Here is a 20995-nt window from a genome sequence, read left to right as displayed (position 1 = left end):
CCCCGGGGTAACCGGCAACTGGTAGCGGTCCTGCCCGGCGGGAAGTGTGGGTGGCACAACGAAAAGGAGCACGTCATGCCGTTCGCCAACCTGAAGGTCCCCGCCGGCACGCTGTCCGCCGAGCAGAAGCAGACGCTCGTCGAGAAGGTCACCGACCTCTACGCCGAGACGTTCGGGGACGCCGCCCGTGCCAACACCATGGTCCTCGTCGACGAGGTCGTCGACGGCGGCTGGGGCATCCGGGGCGAGGTCCTCACCCTCGCGAAGCTCCAGCAGCGGTGACGCGGGTGGGCGGCCCGGACCGGGCCGCCCGTCCCCGCCCCTGCGTCAGGCGCCCGCGCCGCCGTCGACCGGCACGATCGCGCCGGTCACCATCGACGCCCGGTCGCTGAGCAGCCACGCCGCCACCTCGGCGACCTCGCGGGGCTCGGCCATGCGCCCCATCGGCACGGTCCTGCCGATCCGCTCGACGACGCCGGGCGTCGCCGCCTCCCACTCGTCGATCATGGCCGTGGCGGTGCCGCCGGGCGTGATGCCGTTGACCCGGATCCCCTCGGGAGCCCAGGTCACGGCCGCGCTCTCGGTGAGGCTGTTGAGCGCGCGCTTCATGGCGCCGTAGGCGGGCAGCACGGGGTTGGCCCGGCGGCTGCCGATGCTGGAGGTGTTCACGATCGCGCCGCCACCACCGCGGCGCATCAGGGCGGCCTCGGCGGTCATCGCGGTCCAGTGGCCGCGGAAGTTGACCGCGAACTGCTGGTCGATGTCCTCGTCGCTGGTCTGGTCGACTGGTCCGGGCTGTTGGATCACCGCGCCGTTGTTGAAGGCACCGTCGAGCCGTCCGTGCAGCTCCTCGACCTTGGCCACGCCGGCGCGGACGCTCGCCCGGTCACCGAGGTCGATCGCGACCGCGTCGGCGGTGCCGCCGTCGGCGCGGATCTCCTTCACGATGGTGTCGAGGGCGTCGACCCCGCGGGCGGCCAGCACCACGGAGGCGCCCTCCTCGGCGAAGAGCCGGGCGGCCGCCTCGCCGATGCCGCGGCTGGCACCGGTGATGAGCACGACCTTGCCGGTCAGCAGACCGGCGGAGTTGTTGTTCGTCATGGGAACCAGCGTCGATCCGTTCCACGGGCGGATACAGGTACAGGCGGTACCAGGCTCCGCCGTCGCGCCGGGGCCATACTCGGGTCATGGACAAGCAGCAGCTCGCGGAGTTCCTGCGCAGCCGCCGTGAGCGGTTGCGGCCGGAGGACGTCGGCCTGCCCTCCGGTCCGCGCCGCCGCACGCCCGGCCTGCGCCGCGAGGAGGTCGCGGTCCTCGCGCACATCTCCACCGAGTACTACGTCCGCCTCGAACAGGGCAGGGCGCCGCGCCCGTCGGCGGAGGTCCTCGGCGGGATCGCGAGCGCGCTGCTGCTCACCGACGACGAGTCCGGCCACCTGCACGTCCTCGCGGGCACCACGCCGAACCGGTCCGGGCTGCACCGCCGCGACGTCCGGCCGAGCATCCTCACGCTGCTCGACCGCCTGCCGCAGACGGCGGGGTTCGTGGTGTCGGCGGCGTTCGAGGTGCTGGCGTGCAACGACCTCACGGCCGCGCTGATGGAGGACTTCCGCAAGCTCGCCCCGCGCGACCGCAACCTGGCGCGCCGCGCGTTCCTCGGCGAGGGCCTGTACGGCGTGTCCGACGCCGCGGAGTTCCGGCACCACGTCGTCCGGCGGCTGCGGGCGGTGGTCGCGCGCTACCCGTCCGACCCGGCGATCACCGGGCTGCTCGACGACCTGCTCGCCGGCAGCCCCGAGTTCGCCCGGCTCTGGGAGCGCCACGACGTGCAGGCGACGGCCGTGCTCACGAAGTCGTTCGACCACCCGCTCGTCGGGAAGGTGACCGTCGAGTGCGACACCCTGGAGCTCAGCGAACGCGACCAGTACCTCGTGCTCTACAGCGCGCCGCAGGGGTCCCGTGACGCGGAGGCGCTGGCGTTGCTGAACGTCCTGGGCGCTCAGACGTTCGACGCGACGACCTGACTCTCGTCGTACTCCCGTTGGCAGCGCCGGATCTGCTCGCTGTGCTCGACGGTCCAGCCGTAGAGGTGGCCGAACGGGACGCGCAGCGACTCCCCCATCGGCGTCAGCGAGTACACGACACCCACCGGTGAGGTCGGCAGCACGGTCCGCTTCACCATCCCGTTGCGCTCCAACCGGCGCAGCGTCTGGGTCAGCACCCGTTGCGTGACACCGCCGAGCCGGCGCTTCAGCTCGTTGAACCTGGTCGGCTTCTCCAGCACGGCCATGGCCATCATCGACCACTTGTCGGCGATCTGGTCGAGAATCGGCCGGCTCGGGCAGTCGGGGCTGAAGACGGGGTCCTCCGGCACGGTGGTGTCCTCCAGGATCCCTGGTGTTCCGAAAGTGCGTTCTTGCGCGAGGCTAGCAGCGGATTCGACCCTAGGTATTCATCGCATACCTACCCCGAACGGATCCGCACATGAACCCCACGCTGCGCACGAGCACCGACGACGGCGTGCTGACGGTCGTCTTCGACAACCCACCGGTGAACGCGCTCGGCGCCACGACCATGCGCGAGCTGCGGGATCTGTTGCGAGGGCTGGAGAACGACGACTCGGTGAAGGTCGTCGTGTTCGAGAGCGCCAACCCCGAGTTCTTCCTCGCCCACGTCGACATCGCGATCCTCGACGAGCGCGAGGTCCTGGAGGAGCTGGCCGCCGCCGCGCCCGAAGGCGTCAACGTGTTCCAGGCCGTCGGCGAGCAGATCCGGCACCAGCCGCAGGTCACGATCGTGAAGCTGGCGGGCAAGGCCCGTGGTGGCGGTGCGGAGCTGGTCGCCGCCGCCGACCTGGCGTTCGCCGCCGTCGAGACCGCGGGGCTCGGACAGGTCGAGGCGCTCATGGGCATCACGCCCGGTGGTGGCGGCACGCAGTACCTGCGGGAGCGGGTCGGCCGCAACCGCGCCCTGGAGCTGGTGCTGACCGGCGAGCTGGTCGACGCCCGCACCGCCGAGGCGTACGGCTGGGTCAACCGGGCGGTGCCCGCCGCCGAGCTGGACGAGCACGTCAGCCGCGTCGCGCGGAACATCGCCTCGCTCGCCGACGGGGTGGTCGCCGCCGCGAAGCGCGCGCTGCCTCCCACCGACTTCGGGACCGGGCTCGTCACCGAGAACGACGCCTGGGCGTCGCTGGTCACCCGTCCCGCCGCGCAACGGCTGATGAGCGGCGCGATGGCCACCGGAGCCCAGACGGTGGTGGGCGAGCGGGACCTGGAGGCCCTTCTGCGTGGCGTCGCCCACTCCTGACGTGACAGCCGGCGCCGGCGCGTGTGACACTTCGTCCAGCTTCTGACAGTTTGTTCAGACCTGGAGGTGCCGTGCCCGGCAGCAGCACCGCTGACGCCGTCTTCGCGGCGATGTCCCCCGTGATCGAGGGCATCGCCGCGACGTTCGGACGCAGCTGCGAGGTGGTCCTGCACGACTACCGCGACCCGGAGCGCTCGGTCGTCGCGGTAGCGGGATCGGTCACCGGCCGGGAGGTCGGCGACGCGATGAGCGAGATCGGGCTGCGCGTCCTCGCCGCCGGGGACGACGCCCGCAACGAGGTCGGGTACGTCACCCGCGCGCAGGACGGGCGGCTGCTCAAGTGCACGACGCTGCCGTTGCGCGACGTGGACGGGACGCTGATCGGCGCGTTGTGCGTCAACATCGACCTCTCGGCCATCAACCGCGCCACGGGCGTGCTCTCGGACCTGCTCGGACTGTCCTCCGTGGAGGACTCGGGCACGACGACGAACTTCTCCGGCGATCTGGACCAGGTGGTCGACTCCCTGGTCGAACGCGCCGAACGCACCCACGCCGTGCCCGTGACGGCACTCGGGCGGGAGGACCGGCTGGCGCTCGTCCGGTCGCTGAACGAGGCCGGGGTCTTCGGCCTGCGCGGCGCGCCGGGCCGGATCGCGAAGCGCCTCGGGATCTCCCGCACCGGCCTCTACAACGACCTCGCCGAGCTCAGGAAGGACAAGTCATGACCCCGGTTTTCCTCAGCGAGTCCGAGTCGGCGGCGCTCGTCGACGACGAGCTGGCGCTGGCCGCCGCGCGGGAGGCGTTCCTGGCGACCGCCACCGGGTCGTCGTTCCCGGTCGTGATCGGGCACTCGTCGGTGCCGCAGAACAGGTTCACCCTCAAGTCCGGCTCGGCGGGCGACCTGGTCGGCGTGAAGGTCGGCAGCTTCTGGCCCGGCAACACCGCACTGCCGCGGCACAGTTCGACGATCGTGCTGCTCGACCCCGCGACCGGCCGGCTGCGCGCCGTGGTGGAGGCCGCCGCGGCCAACGCCTACCGCACCGCCGCCGCCGACGCGCTCGCCGTGGAGACGTTGGCGCGCAAGGACTCCCGCACGTTGACCGTGATCGGCACCGGACACCAGGCGTTGCACGAGGTGCGTGCCGTCAGCCGGGTGCGGCCGATCGACCGGGTCCTCGTCATCGGCCGGCGTGCCGACGCGGCCCTGGCGTTCGCCGCCGACGTCACCGCCGCGACCGGCCTGCCCGCCGAACCGGTCGACGCACCGGCCGGAGTCGCCGCCGCGGACGTCCTCGTCACGGCCACGACCGCACGCGAACCGCTGTTCGACGCCCGCTGGGTCGCCCCCGGCACGCACATCTCCGCGATGGGCGCGGACGGTCCCGGCAAGCAGGAGCTGCCGATCGCGCTGTACAAGCGCGCGTCGTTGTTCTGCGACCTGCCGGACCAGTCGCGGGCCATCGGCGAGTTCCAGCACGCGTCCTCCGTGCCCGTCGCGCTCGGCGCGGTGCTCACGGGCAAGGCCGCGGGCCGCCGGTCGGACGACGACGTGACGGTGTTCGACAGCTCCGGTTTCGCCCTCCAGGACCTCACCCTCGCCGCCGCGCTGCTGTCCCGTTCCTCAGGAGGAGCCCAGTGACCACTTCGGACACTCCCTACGCGCTGGTCGACGCGGATCGCCTGGACCGCAACGCGTCCCGGCTGCGCGACCACCTGGGTTCGCTCGGCGTTCCGCTGCGCCTGCACGTCAAGACGGCGAAGTCCGTCGACGTCGCCCGCCGGGTGCACGACGGCGGCCCGATCACGGTGTCGACGCTCGCGGAGGCCGAACACTTCGCCGACGCGGGCTACCGCGACGTCCTCTACGCCGTCGGCATCGCCCCGCACAAGCTGCCTCGCGTCGCCGCCCTGCTGCGTCGTGGCGTGACGCTCACGGTGCTGCTGGACACGCTCGTGCAGGCCGAGGCGGTGGCCGAGTTCGCGGCCGCGCAGGGTCTTCGCGTGCCCGCCCTGATCGAGATCGACTGCGACGGCCACCGCGGCGGCGTCCTGCCTGCCGATCCCGGCCTGGTTCCGATCGGCCGGACACTCGGCGCCAACCTCGCGGGAGTGCTCACGCACGCCGGTGAGTCCTACTTCGCCTACACGCCCGAAGCACTGCGGAAGGCCGCCGACAACGAGCGGGACGTCGCCGTGGCGGCCGCGACCACGTTGCGCGACAACGGGTTGACGTGCGAGATCGTCAGCGTCGGGTCCACCCCCACGGCCCACGCGGCGACCGACCTGACCGGCGTCACCGAGGTCCGCGCCGGCAACTTCGTCTTCTTCGACCTCGTCATGGCCGGGATCGGCGTGTGCACGACGGACGACCTCGCGTTGTCCGTCGTCGTCACCGTGATCGGTCACCAGCCCGACAAGAACCGGGTGCTCACCGACGGCGGCTGGATGGCCACCTCGCGGGACCGGGGCACGCAGGCGCAGGCCGTCGACCAGGGCTACGGGCTGGTCGCACGCCTGGGCGGCGACCTGGTCCCCGGTCTGCTGATGACGGGGGCGAGCCAGGAGCACGGCGTCCTGAGCACGCGCGACGGCTCGCCCGTGCCCGACCTGCCGATCGGCACCCGGCTGCGGATCTTCCCCAACCACGCGTGCGCGACCGCCGCCCAGCACGACCGCTACGAGGTCGTGAGCGGCGGCGTTCCACTCGCGACGTGGCCGCGTCTTCGTGGCTGGTGATTAGGCTCGGAGGATGACCTCCCCGACCGGTCGTGGTGACCTCTTCAGCCCCGCCTGCCCGACCAGGCTGCTGCTCGACCGGATCGGGACGAAGTGGACGTCGATGGTCGTGAAGCTGCTGGCCGAGGCGGGTGACGGCGAGGTCCGCTTCGCCGAGCTGCAGCGGCGGATGCCCGGTGTCTCGCAGAAGATGCTGTCCTCGACGCTGCGGTCGCTCACGAACGACGGCCTGGTCGCGCGGCGGGTCGAGCCGACCGTGCCGCCGAAGGTGCACTACCGGCTCACCCCGCTCGGCCAGTCGCTCGAGGTGCACCTGGCCGGGCTGCGGGACTGGGCGGAGACGCACATGGCCGAGATCGACAGGGCCCGCGGTTACGCCGGGGAAACCACCTGACCGGGAAGTGCCGTCTTCCGCCTGGTCAGCGCCGTTCCTACGGTCGTCGCATGATCGAAGTGCGCAAGATCCCGACCAACGGCGTGGAGCTGAACGTCGCCGTGACCGGTGCCGGGCCCGCGATCGTGCTGCTGCACGGCTTCCCGCACACCTGGCAGCTCTGGGAGCCGGTCATCCCGGCGCTGGCCGAGCGGCACACCGTCGTGGCTCCCGACCTGCGCGGGCTCGGTGCGTCGTCCCGTCCGGAGTCGCGTTGCTCCGTCGCCGAGGTGACGGCGGACGTGGTCGGCGTGCTCGACGAGCTGGGCATCGGCCGCGCGGACGTCGTCGGCATCGACCTGGGGACGCCGCCCGCGTTCCTGCTGGGTCTGGAGCACCCGGACCGGGTGCGGCGCCTGGTGCTGATGGAGGCGCTGGTCGGGACGCTGCCGGGCGCGGAGGACTTCCTGCGCGGCGGGCCGCCGTGGTGGTTCGGCTTCCACGCCGTTCCCGGGCTGGCCGAGACGGTCCTGCCCGGCCACGAGCGCGAGTACCTCGACTTCTTCCTGCTCCTGGGCACGTCGGGCGACGGCGTCACGCCGCGGTTCCGGGAAGCCGTTCACGAGGCCTACCTCGGCCAGGACGCGCTGCGGTCGGCGTTCGAGCACTACCGGGCGCTGCCCGAGAGTGGCCGGCAGATAGCCGAGGCCGTCGCGCGCCGGCGGCTCGCCGTGCCGACGCTGGCGGTGGGTGCCGCACCGGTCGGCGACGCGACGTTCCGGCAGCTCAAGGCCGTGGCCGACGACGTGCGCGGGGTGGTCCTGCCCGGCTGCGGCCACATCATCCCGCAGCACCGCCCGGACGCCCTGCTCGCCGAGCTGACGGCGTTCCTCGGCTGAGTCAGGCCGTCGGGTCGGTCGCGAGCACCACGTCGAGCAGCGCGCCCAGCTGCTCGATCTGAGTGGCCGAGAGGTGCTGGAACGACGCCTGCACGACACCGTCGACGAGCTCCTGACCGGCCGCGCGCAGCCGTTCCCCCTCGTCGGTGAGCCGGTGCCGCACCGGTCGTCCGGGTCCCGGCAGCCGTTCGACCAGCCCGCGGTCGGCCATGCGCGTGGCCAGCGTCCCGAACGACTGGTCGGTCTGGAACGTCAGCACGGCGAGGTCGTGCAGCGAGGCGTCCGGGTTCCGGTTCAGGTGGCGCAGCACGTCCCACTGCACCAGCGAGAGCCCGAGCGGTGCGAGCGCCTTGCTGAGCGCGCGGTGGTGACGGTGCTGCAGGCGTTTGACGGCCAGGGCGACTTCGGCGGGCTGGTGGGGCATGGCCGGAGCCTACCCCACCTTACTCAGGTTGCTTAGATAAGGAAGCTGATCTAAGGTTCCTTATCTAAGCAACCTGACCTCGCTGGGAGCGACGATGACCTCCACCCTCGAACTGACCCTCGGCTCGGTCCCGCTGACCGTCCAGGACCGCGACCGCACCCGGCCCTACCTGCTGCTGCACGGCGGTGGCGGCGTGCCGACGATGGCCGGGTTCGCCGACCTGCTCGCCGACCGCACGCACTCCCGCGTGCTGCTGCCCACCCACCCCGGCTTCGCGGGCACCCCGAAACCCGCGGAGCTGGCCGGCGTCACGGACCTGGCCCGCACCTACGTCGCGTTGCTGGACGAGCTGGACCTGACCGACGTGACCGTGATCGGCAACTCGTTCGGCGGCTGGGTGGCCGCCGAGATCGCCCTGCTGGGCAGCCCGCGCGTGCACGCCGCCGTGGTCGTCAACGGCGTCGGCGTCGAGGTGGACGGCCACCCGCAGACCGACGTCAAGGGCCTGTCGATCGCCGAGATCCAGCAGCTGTCGTGGCACGACCCGAGCAAGGCACCGCGGCCCACCGGCGGTCCCGGCCCAAGCCCGGACATCATGGCTCTGATCGGCTACACCGGCCCCGCGATGGCCGACCCGACGCTCGCCGCGCGCCTGGGCGAGGTGAAGGTCCCGGTGCACGTCGTGTGGGGCGAGAGCGACCGCATCGTCGACGTCGAGTACGGCAAGGCGTTCGCCGCTGCGATCCCCGGCGCGACCTTCACGCTCGTGCCCCGCAGCGGACACCTGCCGCAGGTGGAGACGCCGGACGAGCTGCTGGACGTCGTTCTCGAACTGGTCTAGGCGACCGGCCTGCGCCGCTTGTCCCGGGTGTAGATGATGGCCGACTTGCCGTCACCGGGGCTGCGGCGGTCGAACTCGAACAACGTCGTCGCGGTGATCAGGTCGCTGAGCTTCGAGTAGCCGTAGGTGCGCGAGTCGAAGTCCGGGCGCTGCTTGGTGATGATGCTGCCCACGGACGCGAGCGCCGCCCAGCCGTCGTCATCCGACGCCGCCTCGACCGCGTTGCGCAGCTGCTTGACCAGCGCCTTGTCGGCCTTGAGCTGCTCGGCGGCCGACGTGGTCTTCGGCTTCGGCGCGGCCTCGACCGGCGGCGCGAGCAGGTTCTCGATGTAGATGAACTTGTCACAGGCGGCGACGAACGGCTGCGGCGTCTTGCGTTCGCCGAATCCGTAGACGGTGAGGCCGGACTCGCGCAGGCGGGCGGCGAGCCGGGTGAAGTCGCTGTCGCTGGACACGATGCAGAAGCCGTCGAAGCGGCCCGAGTAGAGCAGGTCCATCGCGTCGATGACCATCGCCGCGTCCGTGGCGTTCTTGCCGGTCGTGTACGCGAACTGCTGGATGGGCTGGATCGACTGGGCCAGCAGGTGGTCCTTCCAGCCCTTGAGGCTCGTGCCGGTCCAGTCGCCGTAGGCCCGCTTGACGTGGGCGGTGCCGTACTTGGCGACCTCGGCCAGCAGTCCCTCGGTGATCGACGGGCGCGCGTTGTCCGCGTCGATCAGCACCGCTAGCCGTGCCGTGTTGTCGCTGGCCATGAGATCCAAGCCCCTCGAAGTCCGTCACACCGGTCGCTGGGATCATCCCTGATCTACGGGAGGCGGCCAGTGGACCTGAACAGCTTCATCGACCCGGCCCTCGCGGCACACGCCGAGGAGGCCCGCGCCGAGAACGCCGGACGAGGCGTCAGGCGAGGTCCAGCCAACCACGGCGAGGTGCTGGCTGCACGGACACCCCCGCCCGGCGGCGCCACGACCGCCGAGGCGGGCGGCCGGCGGGCGGCCGTCCGGGTCCACCTGCCGGAGGGCACCCCGCGCGGCGTCCACCTCGACCTCCCCGGCGGAGGCTTCTACCTCGGTGCCACCGCCAAGGACGCCGACCGCGCCCGGCGGCTGGCGGCCGCGCTCGGCGTGGTGGTCGTGAGCGTCGACTACCGCCTCGCCCCGGAGCACCCCTGGCCCGCCGCGCCGGACGACGCCGAGACCGCGGCGCTCTGGCTGCTCGACCACGCCGGGGAGCGGTTCGGCACGACGAGGCTCACGATCGGCGGTTTCTCCGCGGGCGCCACGCTCGCCGTCGCCACCCTGCTCCGGCTGGAGGACCGCGCCACGCGGTTCGCGGGTGCCGCGCTCCAGTTCGGCACCTACGACCTCAGCGGCCGGACGCCCGCGGGCAGGTTGATCGCCGACGAGTACTTCATCCAGGCCTACGCGGGCCACGTGCCCGACCGCACCGTGCCGGACATCTCCCCCGTGTACGGCGACCTGCGCCACCTGCCGCCGGTGCTGATGGTCGTCGGTGCGCTGGACGTCCTGCTGGAGGACAACCTGGCGATGGCGGCGCGGGTGGCGGCCGTGGGCGAGGTCGACCTGAAGGTCTACCCGGAGTCGCAGCACGGGTTCACCAACCGCGACACCGGGATGGCCCGTGCGGCCCGGCGGGACATCGAGCGGTGGCTCACCGAGAGGCTCTCCTAGACTTCTCGCGGATCAAAGATCAACACGAGGTGGCGACATGAAGCTGGGCGATGTCACGCGGACCGCACTGGCGTGCGTCCGGATCTTCAACGGCGCGCTGGGCCTGTTCGCCGCGTCCAGAATGGCCGCGAGCCTCGGCGACGAACTGAAGGACGACAAGCGGTTCGTCTACCCGGCGCGCATGTTCGGCATCCGCACGCTCGTCCTCGGGGTCGACCTGCTGACGCTGCGCCCGGACGCGCCGAACGCCCGCCGGGTGCTGGGCCAGGCCGTGCTGATCCACGCGACGGACACGGCCGCCGCCGTCTACGCGGGCAGGCGCGGTGAGCTGCCGGCCAAGGCGGCGAAGCTGACCACGATCATCTCCGCCGTGAACACGGGGCTGGCGATCGTGTCGCTGGTCGCGACCAAGAAGGACAGCAAGGGCCTGTATCGAAGTCCTGTTCGATGAGAGTCGCGCCTGAGGTGGTTCCTGGTGGTGCGGCCGGATGAGCCGCATACCGGTGTTGTATGTGGGTCGTCCGGCCGTGCCGCCAGGGGCCGCCTCAGGCCCGGCTATCGCGGACTTGGACTTCGATACAGGCCCTAGGGAGGTTCGCGGGTGGCGGTCGAGATCGCACTGCTCGGTGAGGTGAGCGCGCGGGTCGACGGTCACCCGCTCGACCTGGGGCCCGCGCGGCAGCGGTGCGTGCTCGCGGCGTTGGCGCTCGACGCCGGCAGGCCCGTCTCGGTGGAGCAGCTGACCGACCGCGTCTGGGGCGCGGAGCCGCCGCCGACCTCGCGGGCCACGCTCCACAGCTACCTGTCACGCCTGCGGCACGCGTTCGGTGGCGCGGTCGCGCTCACCAAGGGCCCCAACGGTTACGTGCTCGAAGCCGACGAGTCCTCCGTGGACCTCCAGCGGTTCAGGAAGCTGCGCGACGACGCGGGAGGCCGGCCGGAGGCCCTCACCGAGGCACTTCGGCTGTGGCACGGCGAGCCGTTGACCGGCATCGGGGGTGAGTGGGCCGACCTGACCCGCCAGCAGCTCGCCGAGGAACGCACCGCCGCCGAGCTGGACCTCGTCGACGCCAGGCTGCGTCTCGGCCACGGTCCCGAGCTGGTCGCGGCGACCGCCACCCGGTCCCAGACCTGGCCGCTCGACGAACGCCTTGCGGCGCACCACATGCGAGCACTCGCGCAGGCCGGCCGGATCGCCGAGGCGCTCGAACGGTTCCGCGCCACCCGTGCCCTGCTCGTCGCCGAGCTCGGGGCGGAACCCGGCGCGGACCTCCAGGCGCTGTACGAGGAACTGCTTCGCGACGAGCAGCCGGTGTCGGTGCCGCGGCAGCTGCCGTCCGCGCCCGCGCCGTTCGCCGGACGCGTCCAGGACCTGGCCGAGCTGGACGAGGTGATGCGCACGGCCGGGATCGCGACGATCGCGGGCGCGGGCGGCATGGGCAAGACGTGGCTCGCGTTGCGGTGGGCCCACGACAACGCGCACCGGTTCCCCGACGGCCAGCTGTTCGTCGACCTGCGCGGGTTCAGCCCGGACGAGACGCCGATGGAACCGGACGTCGCGGTCCGCGGGTTCCTGCACGCGCTGGGCCTCGACGCGAACCGCGTCCCGGCCGCCCCGCGCGCCAGGGCGGCGGCGTTGCGCGATCTCACCGCCGGCAGGCGGATGCTCGTCGTGATCGACAACGCGGCGGACGCGACGCAGGTCGTGCCCGTGCTGCCCGGTGGTGACAGCTGCCGGGTGCTCGTGACCAGCCGGAACCGGTTGCCGGGTCTGGCCGCCGGGGTCGTCGCGCTGGACGTGCTGGCCGACGCCGATGCGAGCACGGTGCTGGCCGGGCGCATCGGCGAGACCAGGCTGACCGCCGAACCTCTCGCCACCGCACGGCTGATCGATCTCTGCGGCGGGCTGCCGCTGGCGTTGAGCATCGTGGGCGCGCGCGTCCTCACCGAGCCGGACCTCTCGCTCGCCGCGATCGCCCGGCAGCTCGAGGAGCTCCGCCTCGGCGCGCTCGACGCGGACCCGAGCGTGAGCGTGGCGGTCGTGCTGTCGTGGTCGTACCGCGCGCTGACCGACCGGCAGCAGGAGATGTTCGCGCTGCTGGGCACCGCGCCGGGCGAGGACGTCGGCCTCCCGGCCGCGGCCAGCCTCGCCGGTCTGTCCATTGAGGACGCACGGGTCACCTTGCGCGCGTTGGAGGAGGCGTCGCTCGTGTCGGTCGGCAGCGGGTTCCGCGTGAGGATGCACGACCTGGTCCGCGCCTACGCGGCCGGGCAGCAGGTCGGCGATCGCGCCGGGGCGTTGCGCAGGCTAGTCGACCACCACGTGCACACGGCCCACGCCAACGACCGGCTGATCGACCCGCACCGTCCGGTGGTCGAGCTCGCCGACGCGGTTCCCGGCGCCCACATCACCCCCGCCGCGGACAAGGCCGGCGCGCTGGCCTGGTTCGACGCGGAACGGCACACGCGCAGGGCCGTCCAGCAGGCCGCCGCGGCGCACGGCTGGAACGGTGGGGCCGTGCTGCTGGCCAGGGTGTCGCACGCCTACCACCAGCTGCGCGGCCGTCTCGACGACGAGCTCGCGATGTGGCAGACCGCCCTGGACGCGGCCGGGAACCCGGAAGAGCAGGCCGTCGCGCACCGGATCATGGGCGGCAGCCTCGGCCAGGTCCAGCGCTTCGACGAGGCGCTGCACCACCTCGACCGGGCGCTGGCGCTCGCCGGGCAGATCGGGGAACCGCTGCAGATCGCGACCGCGCACGGGTCGCTCTCCTGGCTGTGGGCCGGCCGGTCGGAGTTCGGCCGGGCGCTCGACCACGCCAGGGCCGCGCTGCCGCATTACGAGCAGACCGGCAACCTCATGCTGATCGCGGTGGCGCACAACAACATCGGCCACTGTGCGGCGGAGGTCGGCGACCTCGCCGGCGGCCGCGAGTCGTCGTCCAAGGCGTGGACGATGCTGCACGAGCTCGGCGACCGGCAGGGTGAGGCGTCCGCGTTGGACACGCTCGCCCACATCGAGCAGCAGGACGGTGACCACGCCCGTGCCATCGCCCTCTACGACCGAGCGCTCGCGCTCTACCGGGCCGAGGACGACGACTACACCACCGCCAACGTGCTCTCGAACCTCGGCGACCCGCTCCTGGAGCTGGGCAGGCACGACCGCGCCGCCGAGGTGTGGCGGGAGGCGGTCGAGATGTTCGAGCGGCAGGGTCGTGACGACGAGGCCGCGCACCTGCGCGAGCGGCTGGCCGCGCTCCCCGGGCAGTGACCGACCAGGGTGTCTCCCTGGCGCGAACGAGGCCCCCGACCGGCGAACCTGGGTCCAGCACACAGGACTTCGAGGAGCCGAGGACATGCCCACCATCACCCTGACCCAGCCGACCACCGCGACGCCGGAGCAGTTCATCGCGGGACTCACGGACTTCGGCCCCGGCCGCGCGGAGCTCTTCCCCAACAGCGCCGACGACGCCCTGCGGGTGCACGACCGAGGTGACGCGTACGCCGACGTCACCGAGGGGTCGGGCGGCATCTGGGAGCGCCTGCACTACGACTGGTCCGACCCGAGCCGGGTCGTCCTGCGCACGGTCGACTCGAACGTCTGGGGTGGGCGGTCCGGACACACCTACACGTTCACCAGGCAGGCCGACGGCACCACGCTCGTGCACGCCACCGTGGTGCGCGAAGGCAAGAACCTCAAGGGCCGCCTGCTGGGCGCCTCCCTGGGCCTGCTCGGCAAGAAGGTGCTGGGCGGCGCGCTCGAGAAGACGGTCCGCGCGGTCGAGGCCAGGGGTTAGGTAAGGGTGCCCTGGGTCGACGGGGTGATCGGCGGCTAACGTACCCGGTCGTGAGCATCGTGGTGGAGCAGCGCGGACCGGACCCCGCACCGGCGGTGCGCCGGCGCAGGCTGACCGGACTGGCCTGTCTGCTGGCGCTGCTCGCCGCCGGGGCGGTGCTGTCGCTGGTCATCGGCGCGCGGGCGCTGTCCCCCGCCGAGGTGTGGCAGGGCCTGTTCGGCGACCCCGGCACCGACCAGCGGCTCGTCGAGATCGAGCTGATCGTGCGGACGCTGCGCGTGCCGAGGACCGTGCTCGCGATCGTGGCGGGCCTCGCGCTCGGCGTCGCGGGGGCGGTGATCCAGGGCCACACCCGCAATCCGATCGCGGACACCGGCCTGCTGGGCGTGAACTCCGGGGCGTCGTTCGCGGTGGTGCTCGCGGTCTCGCTGTTCGGGCTGCAGAGCCCGCTGCAGTACCTGTGGTTCGCGTTCCTGGGCGCGGCGGCGGCCGGCGTGGTCGTGTTCGGGCTGTCGAGCCTCGGCCGCGGGGCCGGCAACCCGCTCACGCTGGTGCTGGCCGGCCAGGGCGTGACGATCTTCCTCACCGCCGTGACCGGGGCGTTCGCGCTGGCCGACAAGCAGGCGCTCGACGTGCTGCGGTTCTTCAACGCGGGCTCGGTGCAGGGCGTCGGCTGGGACGTGATCGCCGTGGCGTCGGTGTTCGTCGTGGTCGGGCTGGTCCTGGCGGCGCTGAACCTGCCCGCGATCAACCTGCTGAACCTCGGCGACGACGTGGCGCGCGGACTCGGCGTGAACATCGCGCTGGGCAGGACGGTCGGCGTGCTGGCCGTGACGCTGCTGGCGGGCGCGGCCACGGCGGCGTGCGGGCCGATCGCGTTCCTGGGCCTGATGGTCGCGCACGTCGCCCGCTGGCTGACCGGCCCGGACTACCGGTTCCTGGTGCCGTACGCGGGTCTGCTCGGGGCCTTGGTGCTGCTCTTCGGCGACATGGCCGGCCGGCTCGTCGTCCGTCCCGCCGAACTGCAGGCGGGCATCGTGATCTCCCTCATCGGCGCCCCGTTCTTCGCGGCGCTGGTCTGGCTCGGGAAGTTCAGGCAGGCATGAGCGCACAGATGCACCCCGGTGTCCGCGTCGGCGGCTGGTCGTGGGTCTGGCGCCCGTGGATCGCCCTGGTGACGCTGGCGCTGGCCGCCGCGACGTTCCTGGTCTTCTGCGTGTCGATCTCGGTGGGCGACTTCACCATCGAGCTCGGCGCGGTGTTCCGCACCCTGATCGGCCAGGGCGAGCGGGTCGACGAGTTCGTCATCATGGACCTGCGCATGCCCCGCGCCTTGGTGGGCCTGATCGCGGGCATCGCCCTCGGCGTCTCCGGTGCCCTGACGCAGTCGGTGGCCCGCAACCCGTTGGCCAGCCCCGACGTCCTCGGCATCACCTCCGGCGCCAGCGCCACCGCGGTGTTCATCGTGACGGCGAGCGGCGGCGCGGTCATCGGCAACTCCGTGGGCCTGCCGGCCGCGGCACTGGCCGGCGGCCTGCTGACCGGGTTGCTCGTCTACTTCCTCGCGTGGCGGAAGGGCATCGACGGCTTCCGGCTGATCCTGGTCGGCGTGGCGGTGAACGCGGCCATGCAGGCGCTCACGACGTGGTTGCTGGCACTGGCGGACATCCGCGACGTCGCCCGCGCGCAGGCGTGGCTGGTCGGGTCGCTGAACGCGCGGTCGTGGACCGAGGTGTGGACGTCGCTGTGGCTGATGATCGCCCTGGTCCTGGTCGTGGGGTTCGTGGCGTTCCAGTTGCGTCCCATGCACTTCGGCGACGACGTGGCCGCCGGTCTCGGCGTGCGGTACGGGGCGGTGCGGGCGGTGCTGCTTTTGTGCGCGGTGCTGCTGGCCGGTGTCGCGGTGAGCGCGGCCGGGCCGGTGCCGTTCGTGGCGCTGGTCGGGCCGCAGATCGCGATGCGGCTGCTGCGGACGCCAGTGCCGCCGTTGATCGCTTCCGGGTTGTTCGGGGCGTTGCTGTTGATCGGGTCGGATCTGGTTGCGCGGGTTGTGCTGCCGAACGACCTGCCGGTGGGGATCGTGACGGCGATCATCGGGGGGCCGTTCCTCGTGTACCTGCTGGTGCGGGCGAACGTGAAGCGCGCCGCCTGAGGGTGCCGTTCGCCGGAATCGCCTGTAGCGGGAATCGCGGGCATTCGTGCTGGCGGCCGAAGTCCCGGCCGTGCCATCATTCTCGCCGCACTTTCCCCAGAACTCCCCGAATATTCGCGGCGGGCGATCAAGAATTCCGATGCACACTCGAGATCAGGGCCGGGAAACCGAGGACGTGGCCGCCGCGCGCCCGTCCGCACGCGCGAAGGTGTTCAGCGGCACCGGCATGGTCGCGGACGTGGCCGCCGTCGTGGCCGTCGCCCTCGAAGGCTGGGGAGCACTGGCGGCGGTGGTGGCCGCGATCGCGGTCCTCTTCGGCATCGGGACGATAGCCACGCGCTTTCGCGGCAGCCTGCGCATCGGCCTGATCATCTTGGCGGTCGCGGCGGTCGTCCTGACCGTCGCCGTCGTCGGGCCGGAGCGGGTCCGCGGGTGGGTCAAGCCGCCGGATCCCGGATCGAGTCCGGGAACGCCCGCTTCTCCGACGACAGCTCCCACGACGACCACCTCTCTTCCGGTGAAATCGCTGAGGATGCCACTCCACATGGCCTACAAACCACCGCAGAACTCGATCGACCTGGAAACACTCACATTCCCGGTGAGCAGCACGGAGAAAAGCGCCGACTTCGCCATCGAGTGCCGCGACCCGGTGGACTTCCGGGCCAACTGCACACCGGGCCGGGCGATCTCCTACTACGTCGAGCCGGTCAACGGCGCGGCGCTGGTGTCGACGGACTCACCCGACCCCGAGACCTGCCGCGACAGGGTCGGCTACAGCAGCTCACAGGTGCCGGTGAAGCAGTCGGCGTTCTATTGCATGCGGACGAACGACACGTACGCCGTCTTCCGGATCAGCTCCGCTCCCGGCACCCGTCCGGCCGACGAGACCGAGGTGATCACCGTCGAGGTGGAGGTGGCGACCGCCTCACGATAGCCACGCCCTGAGGGCAGCCTCACCGAAGTAAGGTTGACCTCATGACCGCGCTGCGCACCGATGCCGCCCGCCTGGGCGCCGAAGGCGTCACGGTCGGGTACGCCGACCGCGTCGTCCTCGACAACCTCGACGTCACCATCCCGACCGGTGTGATCACCACGGTCATCGGCCCCAACGGCTGCGGCAAGTCGACCCTGCTGCGCACGTTGTCGCGCCTGCTCAAACCGCGCCGGGGCACGGTGCTGCTCGACGGCCACGACATCGCGCGGCTCAGGACCAAGGACGTCGCCAAGCGGATGGGCCTGCTGCCCCAGACGCCGATCGCGCCGGAAGGCCTGACGGTGGCCGACCTGGTCGCGCGGGGCAGGCACCCGCACCAGAGCTGGGTGCGGCAGTGGTCCAGCGACGACGCCGACGTGGTGGCCGAGGCGTTGCGGATGACCGGGGTCGCGGACCTCGCCCACCGGCCCGTCGACTCGCTGTCGGGCGGGCAGCGGCAGCGGGTGTGGATCTCCATGACCCTCGCGCAGGGCACGGACCTGTTGCTGCTCGACGAGCCGACGACGTACCTGGACCTCGCGCACGCCATCGACGTGATCGACCTCGTCGACGACCTGCACGAGGGCGGCTGCACGATCGTGATGGTGTTGCACGACCTCAACCTCGCGGTGCGCTACAGCGACAACCTCGTCGTGATGAAGGACGGCTCGATCGTGGCGCAGGGGCATCCGGGCGAGGTGATCACGAGCGAGCTGCTGCTGGACACGTTCGGCTTGCAGGCCAAGGTGATCGACGACCCGGTGAGCGAGCGGCCGTTGATCGTGCCGATCGGGCGGACGCACGTGGTACCGAAGAGTGACCAAGGACTAGGTTAGCCTGCCCTAACTGGGTGATAAGGTTCGGCTGTCCTAATTTCCCCCGCCGCGTGGGCAGCGAAAAATGAGGTGCCGAATGGGCCAGAGAACGACCATGACCTGGAAGCGACTGACCGCCGTGGCAGCAGCCGTGGTGGTCGGTGCCAGCGTCCTCGCCGGGTGCGGTTCCTCCACGCCCGCCACGACGCCGGACTCGGGCAGCGCCTCCGGTGGCACGTTCCCGACCAAGGTCGAGCACTTCTTCGGCACGACGGAGATCAAGGAGGCGCCCAAGCGCGTCGTCTCCCTCGGCTACACCGACGACCAGACGATGCTCGCGCTGGGCACCGTGCCGGTCGGCATGGTCGACCAGTACCCGAACCCCGAGGGCAAGACGCCCGACATCAACACCCAGTGGGCCTGGGTGAAGGACAAGTGGGGCTCGACGACGCCCGAGGTCGTCATGAAGAACGGTGACACCGAGCCGAACTACGAGAAGATCGCGCAGCTGCGGCCCGACCTGATCATCGCCGTCTACTCCGAGGCCGACCAGTCCTGGTACGACAAGCTCACCAAGATCGCCCCCGTGGTCGGCCGCACCAAGGCCGAGACCGAGCCGTTCTCCGCGAAGTGGCAGGACAACGCCCTGCAGATCGCGAAGGCGCTCGGCAAGGAGGCGGAGGGCGCCAAGATGATCAAGGACGTCGACGACAAGATGGCCGAGGCCAAGAAGGCGAACCCGGCCTGGGCGAACGAGACCGCGGTCGTCACGTCCTGGTACAAGGACGCCGTCGCGCCGTTCTCGACCACCGACGTGCGCGGCCAGGTGATCACCGGCATCGGCTTCAAGGGCAACACCAAGGTCGACGAGCTGGCGGCCGGCAAGTTCTTCGTCACGCTGTCCCCCGAGCGCATCGACGTGATGAACGTCGACCGCATCTTCGTGATCGCCGACGAGGCGGACCAGAAGTCGTTGAAGGGCTTCGCGCTCTTCACCAACCTGCCCGCGGTGAAGGCGGGCAAGGTCCACTGGCTGCTCGACAGCGAGGGTCCCGCCATCGGTGCCGCCATCTCGCAGGCGACGCTCGCGTCCATGCCGTACGCCGTCGACGAACTGGTGAAGGCCGCCAAGTCGGCTGCCTGACGGTCCCACCCCGCGAAAGGCTTCCCCCTGTGACGACGACCGTCTCCGGCGCGCCCGCGAAGATCCTGCGCACCGCGTCCGGACGGGAAGCCCTCCGCTGGGTGCTCGACCACTGCCGGTCCGCTCCCGGCCTGCCGGTCGCCACCGTGGTGGCGACGGTGGCCGGGGCGGTGCTGCAGGTCGTCCCGGTGTTCCTGCTGGGCACCGTGGTGGACGGGGTCGCCGGGGGGAGGAACCCGTCCGTCCTGTGGACGATCGGCACCGCCACGGTCGTGGCCGCGCTGCTCGGCGCGGTCATGACCGCGGTGTCCACCTACCTCGTCGGCCGGGTCGGCGCCGAGATGCTGGCGCGGCTGCGGGAAGGCGCGGTGCGCGCGGTGCTCGGGATGCCGAGCGAACGGATCGAGCAGGTCGGCCGCGGTGACGTGCTCTCGCGCGTCGGTGACGACGTCGCCGTGATCTCCAAGGGTTTCCGCACGGCCATCCCGACGATCTTCTCGGCGGTCGTGCTGGTCGTCATCGCCACCGCGGGCATGTTCGGGCTCGACTGGCGGCTCGGTCTCGCGGGCGCCAGCGCGTTGCCCGCCTACTGGCTCGCGCTGCGCTGGTACCTGCCGCGGTCGCAGCCGCTCTACCGGGCCCGTTCGGAGGCGCAGGCCGACCGCGCCCAGGCGTTGATCAGCGGACTCGACGGCATCGCCACGGTCCGCACCTACCGGCTGGAGGGCGCGTTCCGCGACAGGGTCACCGCCGAGTCGTGGCGGGTGCGCGACATCGGCATCGACGTCTTCCGGTTCTTCGGCCGGTTCATCGGCAGGGAGAACCGCGCCGAGTTCATCGGCCTCGGCCTGATCATCGTCGTCGGCTACCTGCTGGTGACGAACGGCCAGTCGTCGCTGGGCCAGGTCTCCGTCGCGGCGTTGTTGTTCCACAAGCTGTTCGTGCCGCTCGGGCTGATCATGGCGTTCTTCGACGAGGCGCAGAAGTCCGGCGCGGGACTGACGCGACTCGTCGGCGTCACCACCGAGTCCGACGGCGACGAGCTGGTGCGCAGCGCGGTCGCCGTCGACGCGGACGCACGGCCGCTGCCGGTCTCGGTGCGCGGGCTTTCCTTCCGCTACCCCGATTCCGAGCACGACGTCCTGAGCGACGTCGACCTGGAGATCCCGGCCGGCACGTCGCTGGCACTGGTCGGCGCGACCGGCGCAGGCAAGACGACGCTGGCGGCACTGGTCGCCGGCACCGGCACCCCGCGGACCGGGTCCGTCCACATCGGACCGACGAACCTCGCGGACGTCGACGAGGCCGGCGCCAGGGCTGTGGTCAGCATCCTCACCCAGGAGGCCCACGTCTTCGCCGGTCCGCTGGCGGACGACCTGCGGCTCGCGGCGCCGGACGCGACCGACGACGACCTGCTGGACGCGCTGCGAACCGTCGGCGCCGACGGGTGGGTCGAGGCGCTGCCGCGAGGACTTCAGACCGACGTGGGCGAAGGCGGCGAACGCCTCGACGTCACCAAGGTCGCCCAGATCGCGCTGGCACGCCTGGTTCTCGGGCGCTCCCCCGTCGTCGTGCTCGACGAGTCGACGGCAGAGGCGGGCAGCCAGGGTGCCGCCGCGCTGGAACGAGCCGCGCTCGCGGCGTGCCGGGGCCGCACCACACTCCTGGTGGCGCACCGGCTGACCCAGGCGATCGCCGCGGACCGGATCGCCGTGCTCGACGCCGGTCGTGTGCTGGAACAGGGCACGCACGAGGAACTTGTCGCGCGTGACGGGCGTTACGCGGCACTTTGGGCTGCTTGGCGATTCGGTTCCGCAAGCAGTTAGGTTAGGCTCACCTTT

Annotated in this window: 23 protein-coding genes; 19 read left to right on the top strand and 4 right to left on the bottom strand. The window is 71.7% G+C overall.

The genetic code is table 11. From position 1 onward, the window contains the following. Positions 1–75: 75 nt before the first annotated feature. Positions 76–282, top strand: coding sequence for a 4-oxalocrotonate tautomerase family protein (locus ACFWV3_RS07225; protein ID WP_382409261.1), 207 nt, complete (start codon positions 76–78; stop codon positions 280–282). A 45-nt stretch (positions 283–327) separates the two neighbouring features. Here the strand turns inward: ACFWV3_RS07225 and ACFWV3_RS07220 are convergent, their stop codons facing one another. Continuing rightward, the gene (locus ACFWV3_RS07220) at positions 328–1101 is read right to left on the bottom strand and encodes an SDR family NAD(P)-dependent oxidoreductase (RefSeq protein WP_382409259.1); all 774 of its coding nucleotides are present in this window, start codon (positions 1099–1101) and stop codon (positions 328–330) included. A gap of 86 nt (positions 1102–1187) precedes the next feature. On the opposite strand from ACFWV3_RS07220, the gene ACFWV3_RS07215 reads away from it, so the two are divergent. Then, positions 1188–2024 (top strand): helix-turn-helix transcriptional regulator, encoded by an 837-nt coding sequence (locus tag ACFWV3_RS07215; protein WP_382409257.1) that lies wholly within the window; start codon positions 1188–1190, stop codon positions 2022–2024. Here the strand turns inward: ACFWV3_RS07215 and ACFWV3_RS07210 are convergent. Continuing rightward, positions 2000–2374 (bottom strand): winged helix-turn-helix transcriptional regulator, encoded by a 375-nt coding sequence (locus tag ACFWV3_RS07210; protein ID WP_382409255.1) that lies wholly within the window; start codon positions 2372–2374, stop codon positions 2000–2002. The genes ACFWV3_RS07215 and ACFWV3_RS07210 overlap by 25 nt on opposite strands. Before the next feature lie 110 nt (positions 2375–2484). Between ACFWV3_RS07210 and ACFWV3_RS07205 the strand changes: the two genes are divergently transcribed. The 6 genes from ACFWV3_RS07205 (at position 2485) to ACFWV3_RS07180 (ending at position 7317) form a co-directional block, all read left to right on the top strand. Next, positions 2485–3309 (top strand): enoyl-CoA hydratase/isomerase family protein, encoded by an 825-nt coding sequence (locus tag ACFWV3_RS07205; protein WP_382409253.1) that lies wholly within the window; start codon positions 2485–2487, stop codon positions 3307–3309. 71 nt (positions 3310–3380) lie between these two features. After that, a complete protein-coding gene (locus ACFWV3_RS07200; protein ID WP_382409251.1) occupies positions 3381–4034 on the top strand; it encodes a transcriptional regulator in 654 nt (217 codons plus the stop codon). Beyond that, a complete protein-coding gene (locus tag ACFWV3_RS07195; RefSeq protein ID WP_382409249.1) occupies positions 4031–4948 on the top strand; it encodes an ornithine cyclodeaminase family protein in 918 nt (305 codons plus the stop codon). The genes ACFWV3_RS07200 and ACFWV3_RS07195 overlap by 4 nt, the downstream gene beginning before the upstream one ends. Further along, complete coding sequence (locus ACFWV3_RS07190; protein WP_382409247.1) at positions 4945–6045, top strand: alanine racemase; 1101 nt, start codon at positions 4945–4947, stop codon at positions 6043–6045. The genes ACFWV3_RS07195 and ACFWV3_RS07190 overlap by 4 nt, the downstream gene beginning before the upstream one ends. A gap of 13 nt (positions 6046–6058) precedes the next feature. Then, positions 6059–6439, top strand: a complete 381-nt coding sequence (locus ACFWV3_RS07185) for a winged helix-turn-helix transcriptional regulator (protein WP_382409245.1) — start codon at positions 6059–6061, stop codon at positions 6437–6439. A gap of 50 nt (positions 6440–6489) precedes the next feature. Beyond that, the gene (locus ACFWV3_RS07180; protein ID WP_382409243.1) at positions 6490–7317 is read left to right on the top strand and encodes an alpha/beta fold hydrolase; all 828 of its coding nucleotides are present in this window, start codon (positions 6490–6492) and stop codon (positions 7315–7317) included. A gap of 1 nt (position 7318) precedes the next feature. On the opposite strand, the gene ACFWV3_RS07175 is transcribed toward ACFWV3_RS07180, so the two are convergent. After that, positions 7319–7741: a MarR family winged helix-turn-helix transcriptional regulator gene (locus ACFWV3_RS07175; RefSeq protein ID WP_382409241.1), complete on the bottom strand. Its 423-nt coding sequence runs from the start codon at positions 7739–7741 to the stop codon at positions 7319–7321. Positions 7742–7835: 94 nt separating this feature from the next. On the opposite strand from ACFWV3_RS07175, the gene ACFWV3_RS07170 reads away from it, so the two are divergent. Continuing rightward, positions 7836–8582: an alpha/beta fold hydrolase gene (locus ACFWV3_RS07170; protein WP_382409239.1), complete on the top strand. Its 747-nt coding sequence runs from the start codon at positions 7836–7838 to the stop codon at positions 8580–8582. Here ACFWV3_RS07170 and ACFWV3_RS07165 read toward each other — a convergent pair. Continuing rightward, positions 8579–9334, bottom strand: a complete 756-nt coding sequence (locus ACFWV3_RS07165; RefSeq protein WP_382409237.1) for an NYN domain-containing protein — start codon at positions 9332–9334, stop codon at positions 8579–8581. The two genes, ACFWV3_RS07170 and ACFWV3_RS07165, sit on opposite strands and share 4 nt — an antisense overlap. A 69-nt stretch (positions 9335–9403) precedes the next feature. Between ACFWV3_RS07165 and ACFWV3_RS07160 the strand changes: the two genes are divergently transcribed. The 10 genes from ACFWV3_RS07160 (at position 9404) to ACFWV3_RS07115 (ending at position 20980) form a co-directional block, all read left to right on the top strand. Continuing rightward, a complete protein-coding gene (locus tag ACFWV3_RS07160) occupies positions 9404–10273 on the top strand; it encodes an alpha/beta hydrolase (RefSeq protein WP_382409235.1) in 870 nt (289 codons plus the stop codon). A gap of 37 nt (positions 10274–10310) precedes the next feature. Further along, positions 10311–10724, top strand: a complete 414-nt coding sequence (locus tag ACFWV3_RS07155; protein WP_382409233.1) for a hypothetical protein — start codon at positions 10311–10313, stop codon at positions 10722–10724. Positions 10725–10874: 150 nt separating this feature from the next. Next, a complete protein-coding gene (locus tag ACFWV3_RS07150; protein ID WP_382409231.1) occupies positions 10875–13544 on the top strand; it encodes a BTAD domain-containing putative transcriptional regulator in 2670 nt (889 codons plus the stop codon). 85 nt (positions 13545–13629) lie between these two features. Further along, positions 13630–14070: a hypothetical protein gene (locus ACFWV3_RS07145; protein WP_382409229.1), complete on the top strand. Its 441-nt coding sequence runs from the start codon at positions 13630–13632 to the stop codon at positions 14068–14070. A gap of 50 nt (positions 14071–14120) precedes the next feature. Further along, positions 14121–15176, top strand: coding sequence for a FecCD family ABC transporter permease (locus tag ACFWV3_RS07140; protein ID WP_382409227.1), 1056 nt, complete (start codon positions 14121–14123; stop codon positions 15174–15176). Further along, a complete protein-coding gene (locus ACFWV3_RS07135) occupies positions 15173–16222 on the top strand; it encodes a FecCD family ABC transporter permease (protein WP_382409225.1) in 1050 nt (349 codons plus the stop codon). Before ACFWV3_RS07140 ends, ACFWV3_RS07135 begins: the two co-directional genes overlap by 4 nt. A gap of 139 nt (positions 16223–16361) precedes the next feature. Next, positions 16362–17156, top strand: a complete 795-nt coding sequence (locus ACFWV3_RS07130) for a hypothetical protein (protein WP_382409223.1) — start codon at positions 16362–16364, stop codon at positions 17154–17156. A 41-nt stretch (positions 17157–17197) separates the two neighbouring features. Continuing rightward, positions 17198–18031: an ABC transporter ATP-binding protein gene (locus ACFWV3_RS07125; protein WP_382409221.1), complete on the top strand. Its 834-nt coding sequence runs from the start codon at positions 17198–17200 to the stop codon at positions 18029–18031. A 94-nt stretch (positions 18032–18125) separates the two neighbouring features. Continuing rightward, positions 18126–19154, top strand: a complete 1029-nt coding sequence (locus tag ACFWV3_RS07120) for an iron-siderophore ABC transporter substrate-binding protein (protein ID WP_382409219.1) — start codon at positions 18126–18128, stop codon at positions 19152–19154. Between the two features lie 29 nt (positions 19155–19183). Continuing rightward, positions 19184–20980, top strand: coding sequence for an ABC transporter ATP-binding protein (locus ACFWV3_RS07115; protein WP_382409217.1), 1797 nt, complete (start codon positions 19184–19186; stop codon positions 20978–20980). Positions 20981–20995: the final 15 nt, after the last annotated feature.

The organism is Lentzea sp. NPDC059081 (assembly GCF_042738015.1).
GTDB lineage: Bacteria > Actinomycetota > Actinomycetes > Mycobacteriales > Pseudonocardiaceae > Lentzea.
The sequence above is the reverse complement of the archived record's forward strand: the minus strand, read 5'-3'. Positions and strand labels throughout refer to the sequence as shown.

What these genes read in the sequence shown, in the direction of transcription:
- ACFWV3_RS07225 (WP_382409261.1), top strand. Translation starts at nt 76, where the DNA reads ATGCCGTTCGCCAACCTGAAGGTCCCCGCCGGCACGCTGTCCGCCGAG.
- ACFWV3_RS07220 (WP_382409259.1), bottom strand. Translation starts at nt 1,101, where the DNA reads ATGACGAACAACAACTCCGCCGGTCTGCTGACCGGCAAGGTCGTGCTC.
- ACFWV3_RS07215 (WP_382409257.1), top strand. Translation starts at nt 1,188, where the DNA reads ATGGACAAGCAGCAGCTCGCGGAGTTCCTGCGCAGCCGCCGTGAGCGG.
- ACFWV3_RS07205 (WP_382409253.1), top strand. Translation starts at nt 2,485, where the DNA reads ATGAACCCCACGCTGCGCACGAGCACCGACGACGGCGTGCTGACGGTC.
- ACFWV3_RS07195 (WP_382409249.1), top strand. Translation starts at nt 4,031, where the DNA reads ATGACCCCGGTTTTCCTCAGCGAGTCCGAGTCGGCGGCGCTCGTCGAC.
- ACFWV3_RS07185 (WP_382409245.1), top strand. Translation starts at nt 6,059, where the DNA reads ATGACCTCCCCGACCGGTCGTGGTGACCTCTTCAGCCCCGCCTGCCCG.
- ACFWV3_RS07180 (WP_382409243.1), top strand. Translation starts at nt 6,490, where the DNA reads ATGATCGAAGTGCGCAAGATCCCGACCAACGGCGTGGAGCTGAACGTC.
- ACFWV3_RS07175 (WP_382409241.1), bottom strand. Translation starts at nt 7,741, where the DNA reads ATGCCCCACCAGCCCGCCGAAGTCGCCCTGGCCGTCAAACGCCTGCAG.
- ACFWV3_RS07170 (WP_382409239.1), top strand. Translation starts at nt 7,836, where the DNA reads ATGACCTCCACCCTCGAACTGACCCTCGGCTCGGTCCCGCTGACCGTC.
- ACFWV3_RS07165 (WP_382409237.1), bottom strand. Translation starts at nt 9,334, where the DNA reads ATGGCCAGCGACAACACGGCACGGCTAGCGGTGCTGATCGACGCGGAC.
- ACFWV3_RS07155 (WP_382409233.1), top strand. Translation starts at nt 10,311, where the DNA reads ATGAAGCTGGGCGATGTCACGCGGACCGCACTGGCGTGCGTCCGGATC.
- ACFWV3_RS07145 (WP_382409229.1), top strand. Translation starts at nt 13,630, where the DNA reads ATGCCCACCATCACCCTGACCCAGCCGACCACCGCGACGCCGGAGCAG.
- ACFWV3_RS07135 (WP_382409225.1), top strand. Translation starts at nt 15,173, where the DNA reads ATGAGCGCACAGATGCACCCCGGTGTCCGCGTCGGCGGCTGGTCGTGG.
- ACFWV3_RS07130 (WP_382409223.1), top strand. Translation starts at nt 16,362, where the DNA reads ATGCACACTCGAGATCAGGGCCGGGAAACCGAGGACGTGGCCGCCGCG.
- ACFWV3_RS07125 (WP_382409221.1), top strand. Translation starts at nt 17,198, where the DNA reads ATGACCGCGCTGCGCACCGATGCCGCCCGCCTGGGCGCCGAAGGCGTC.
- ACFWV3_RS07120 (WP_382409219.1), top strand. Translation starts at nt 18,126, where the DNA reads ATGACCTGGAAGCGACTGACCGCCGTGGCAGCAGCCGTGGTGGTCGGT.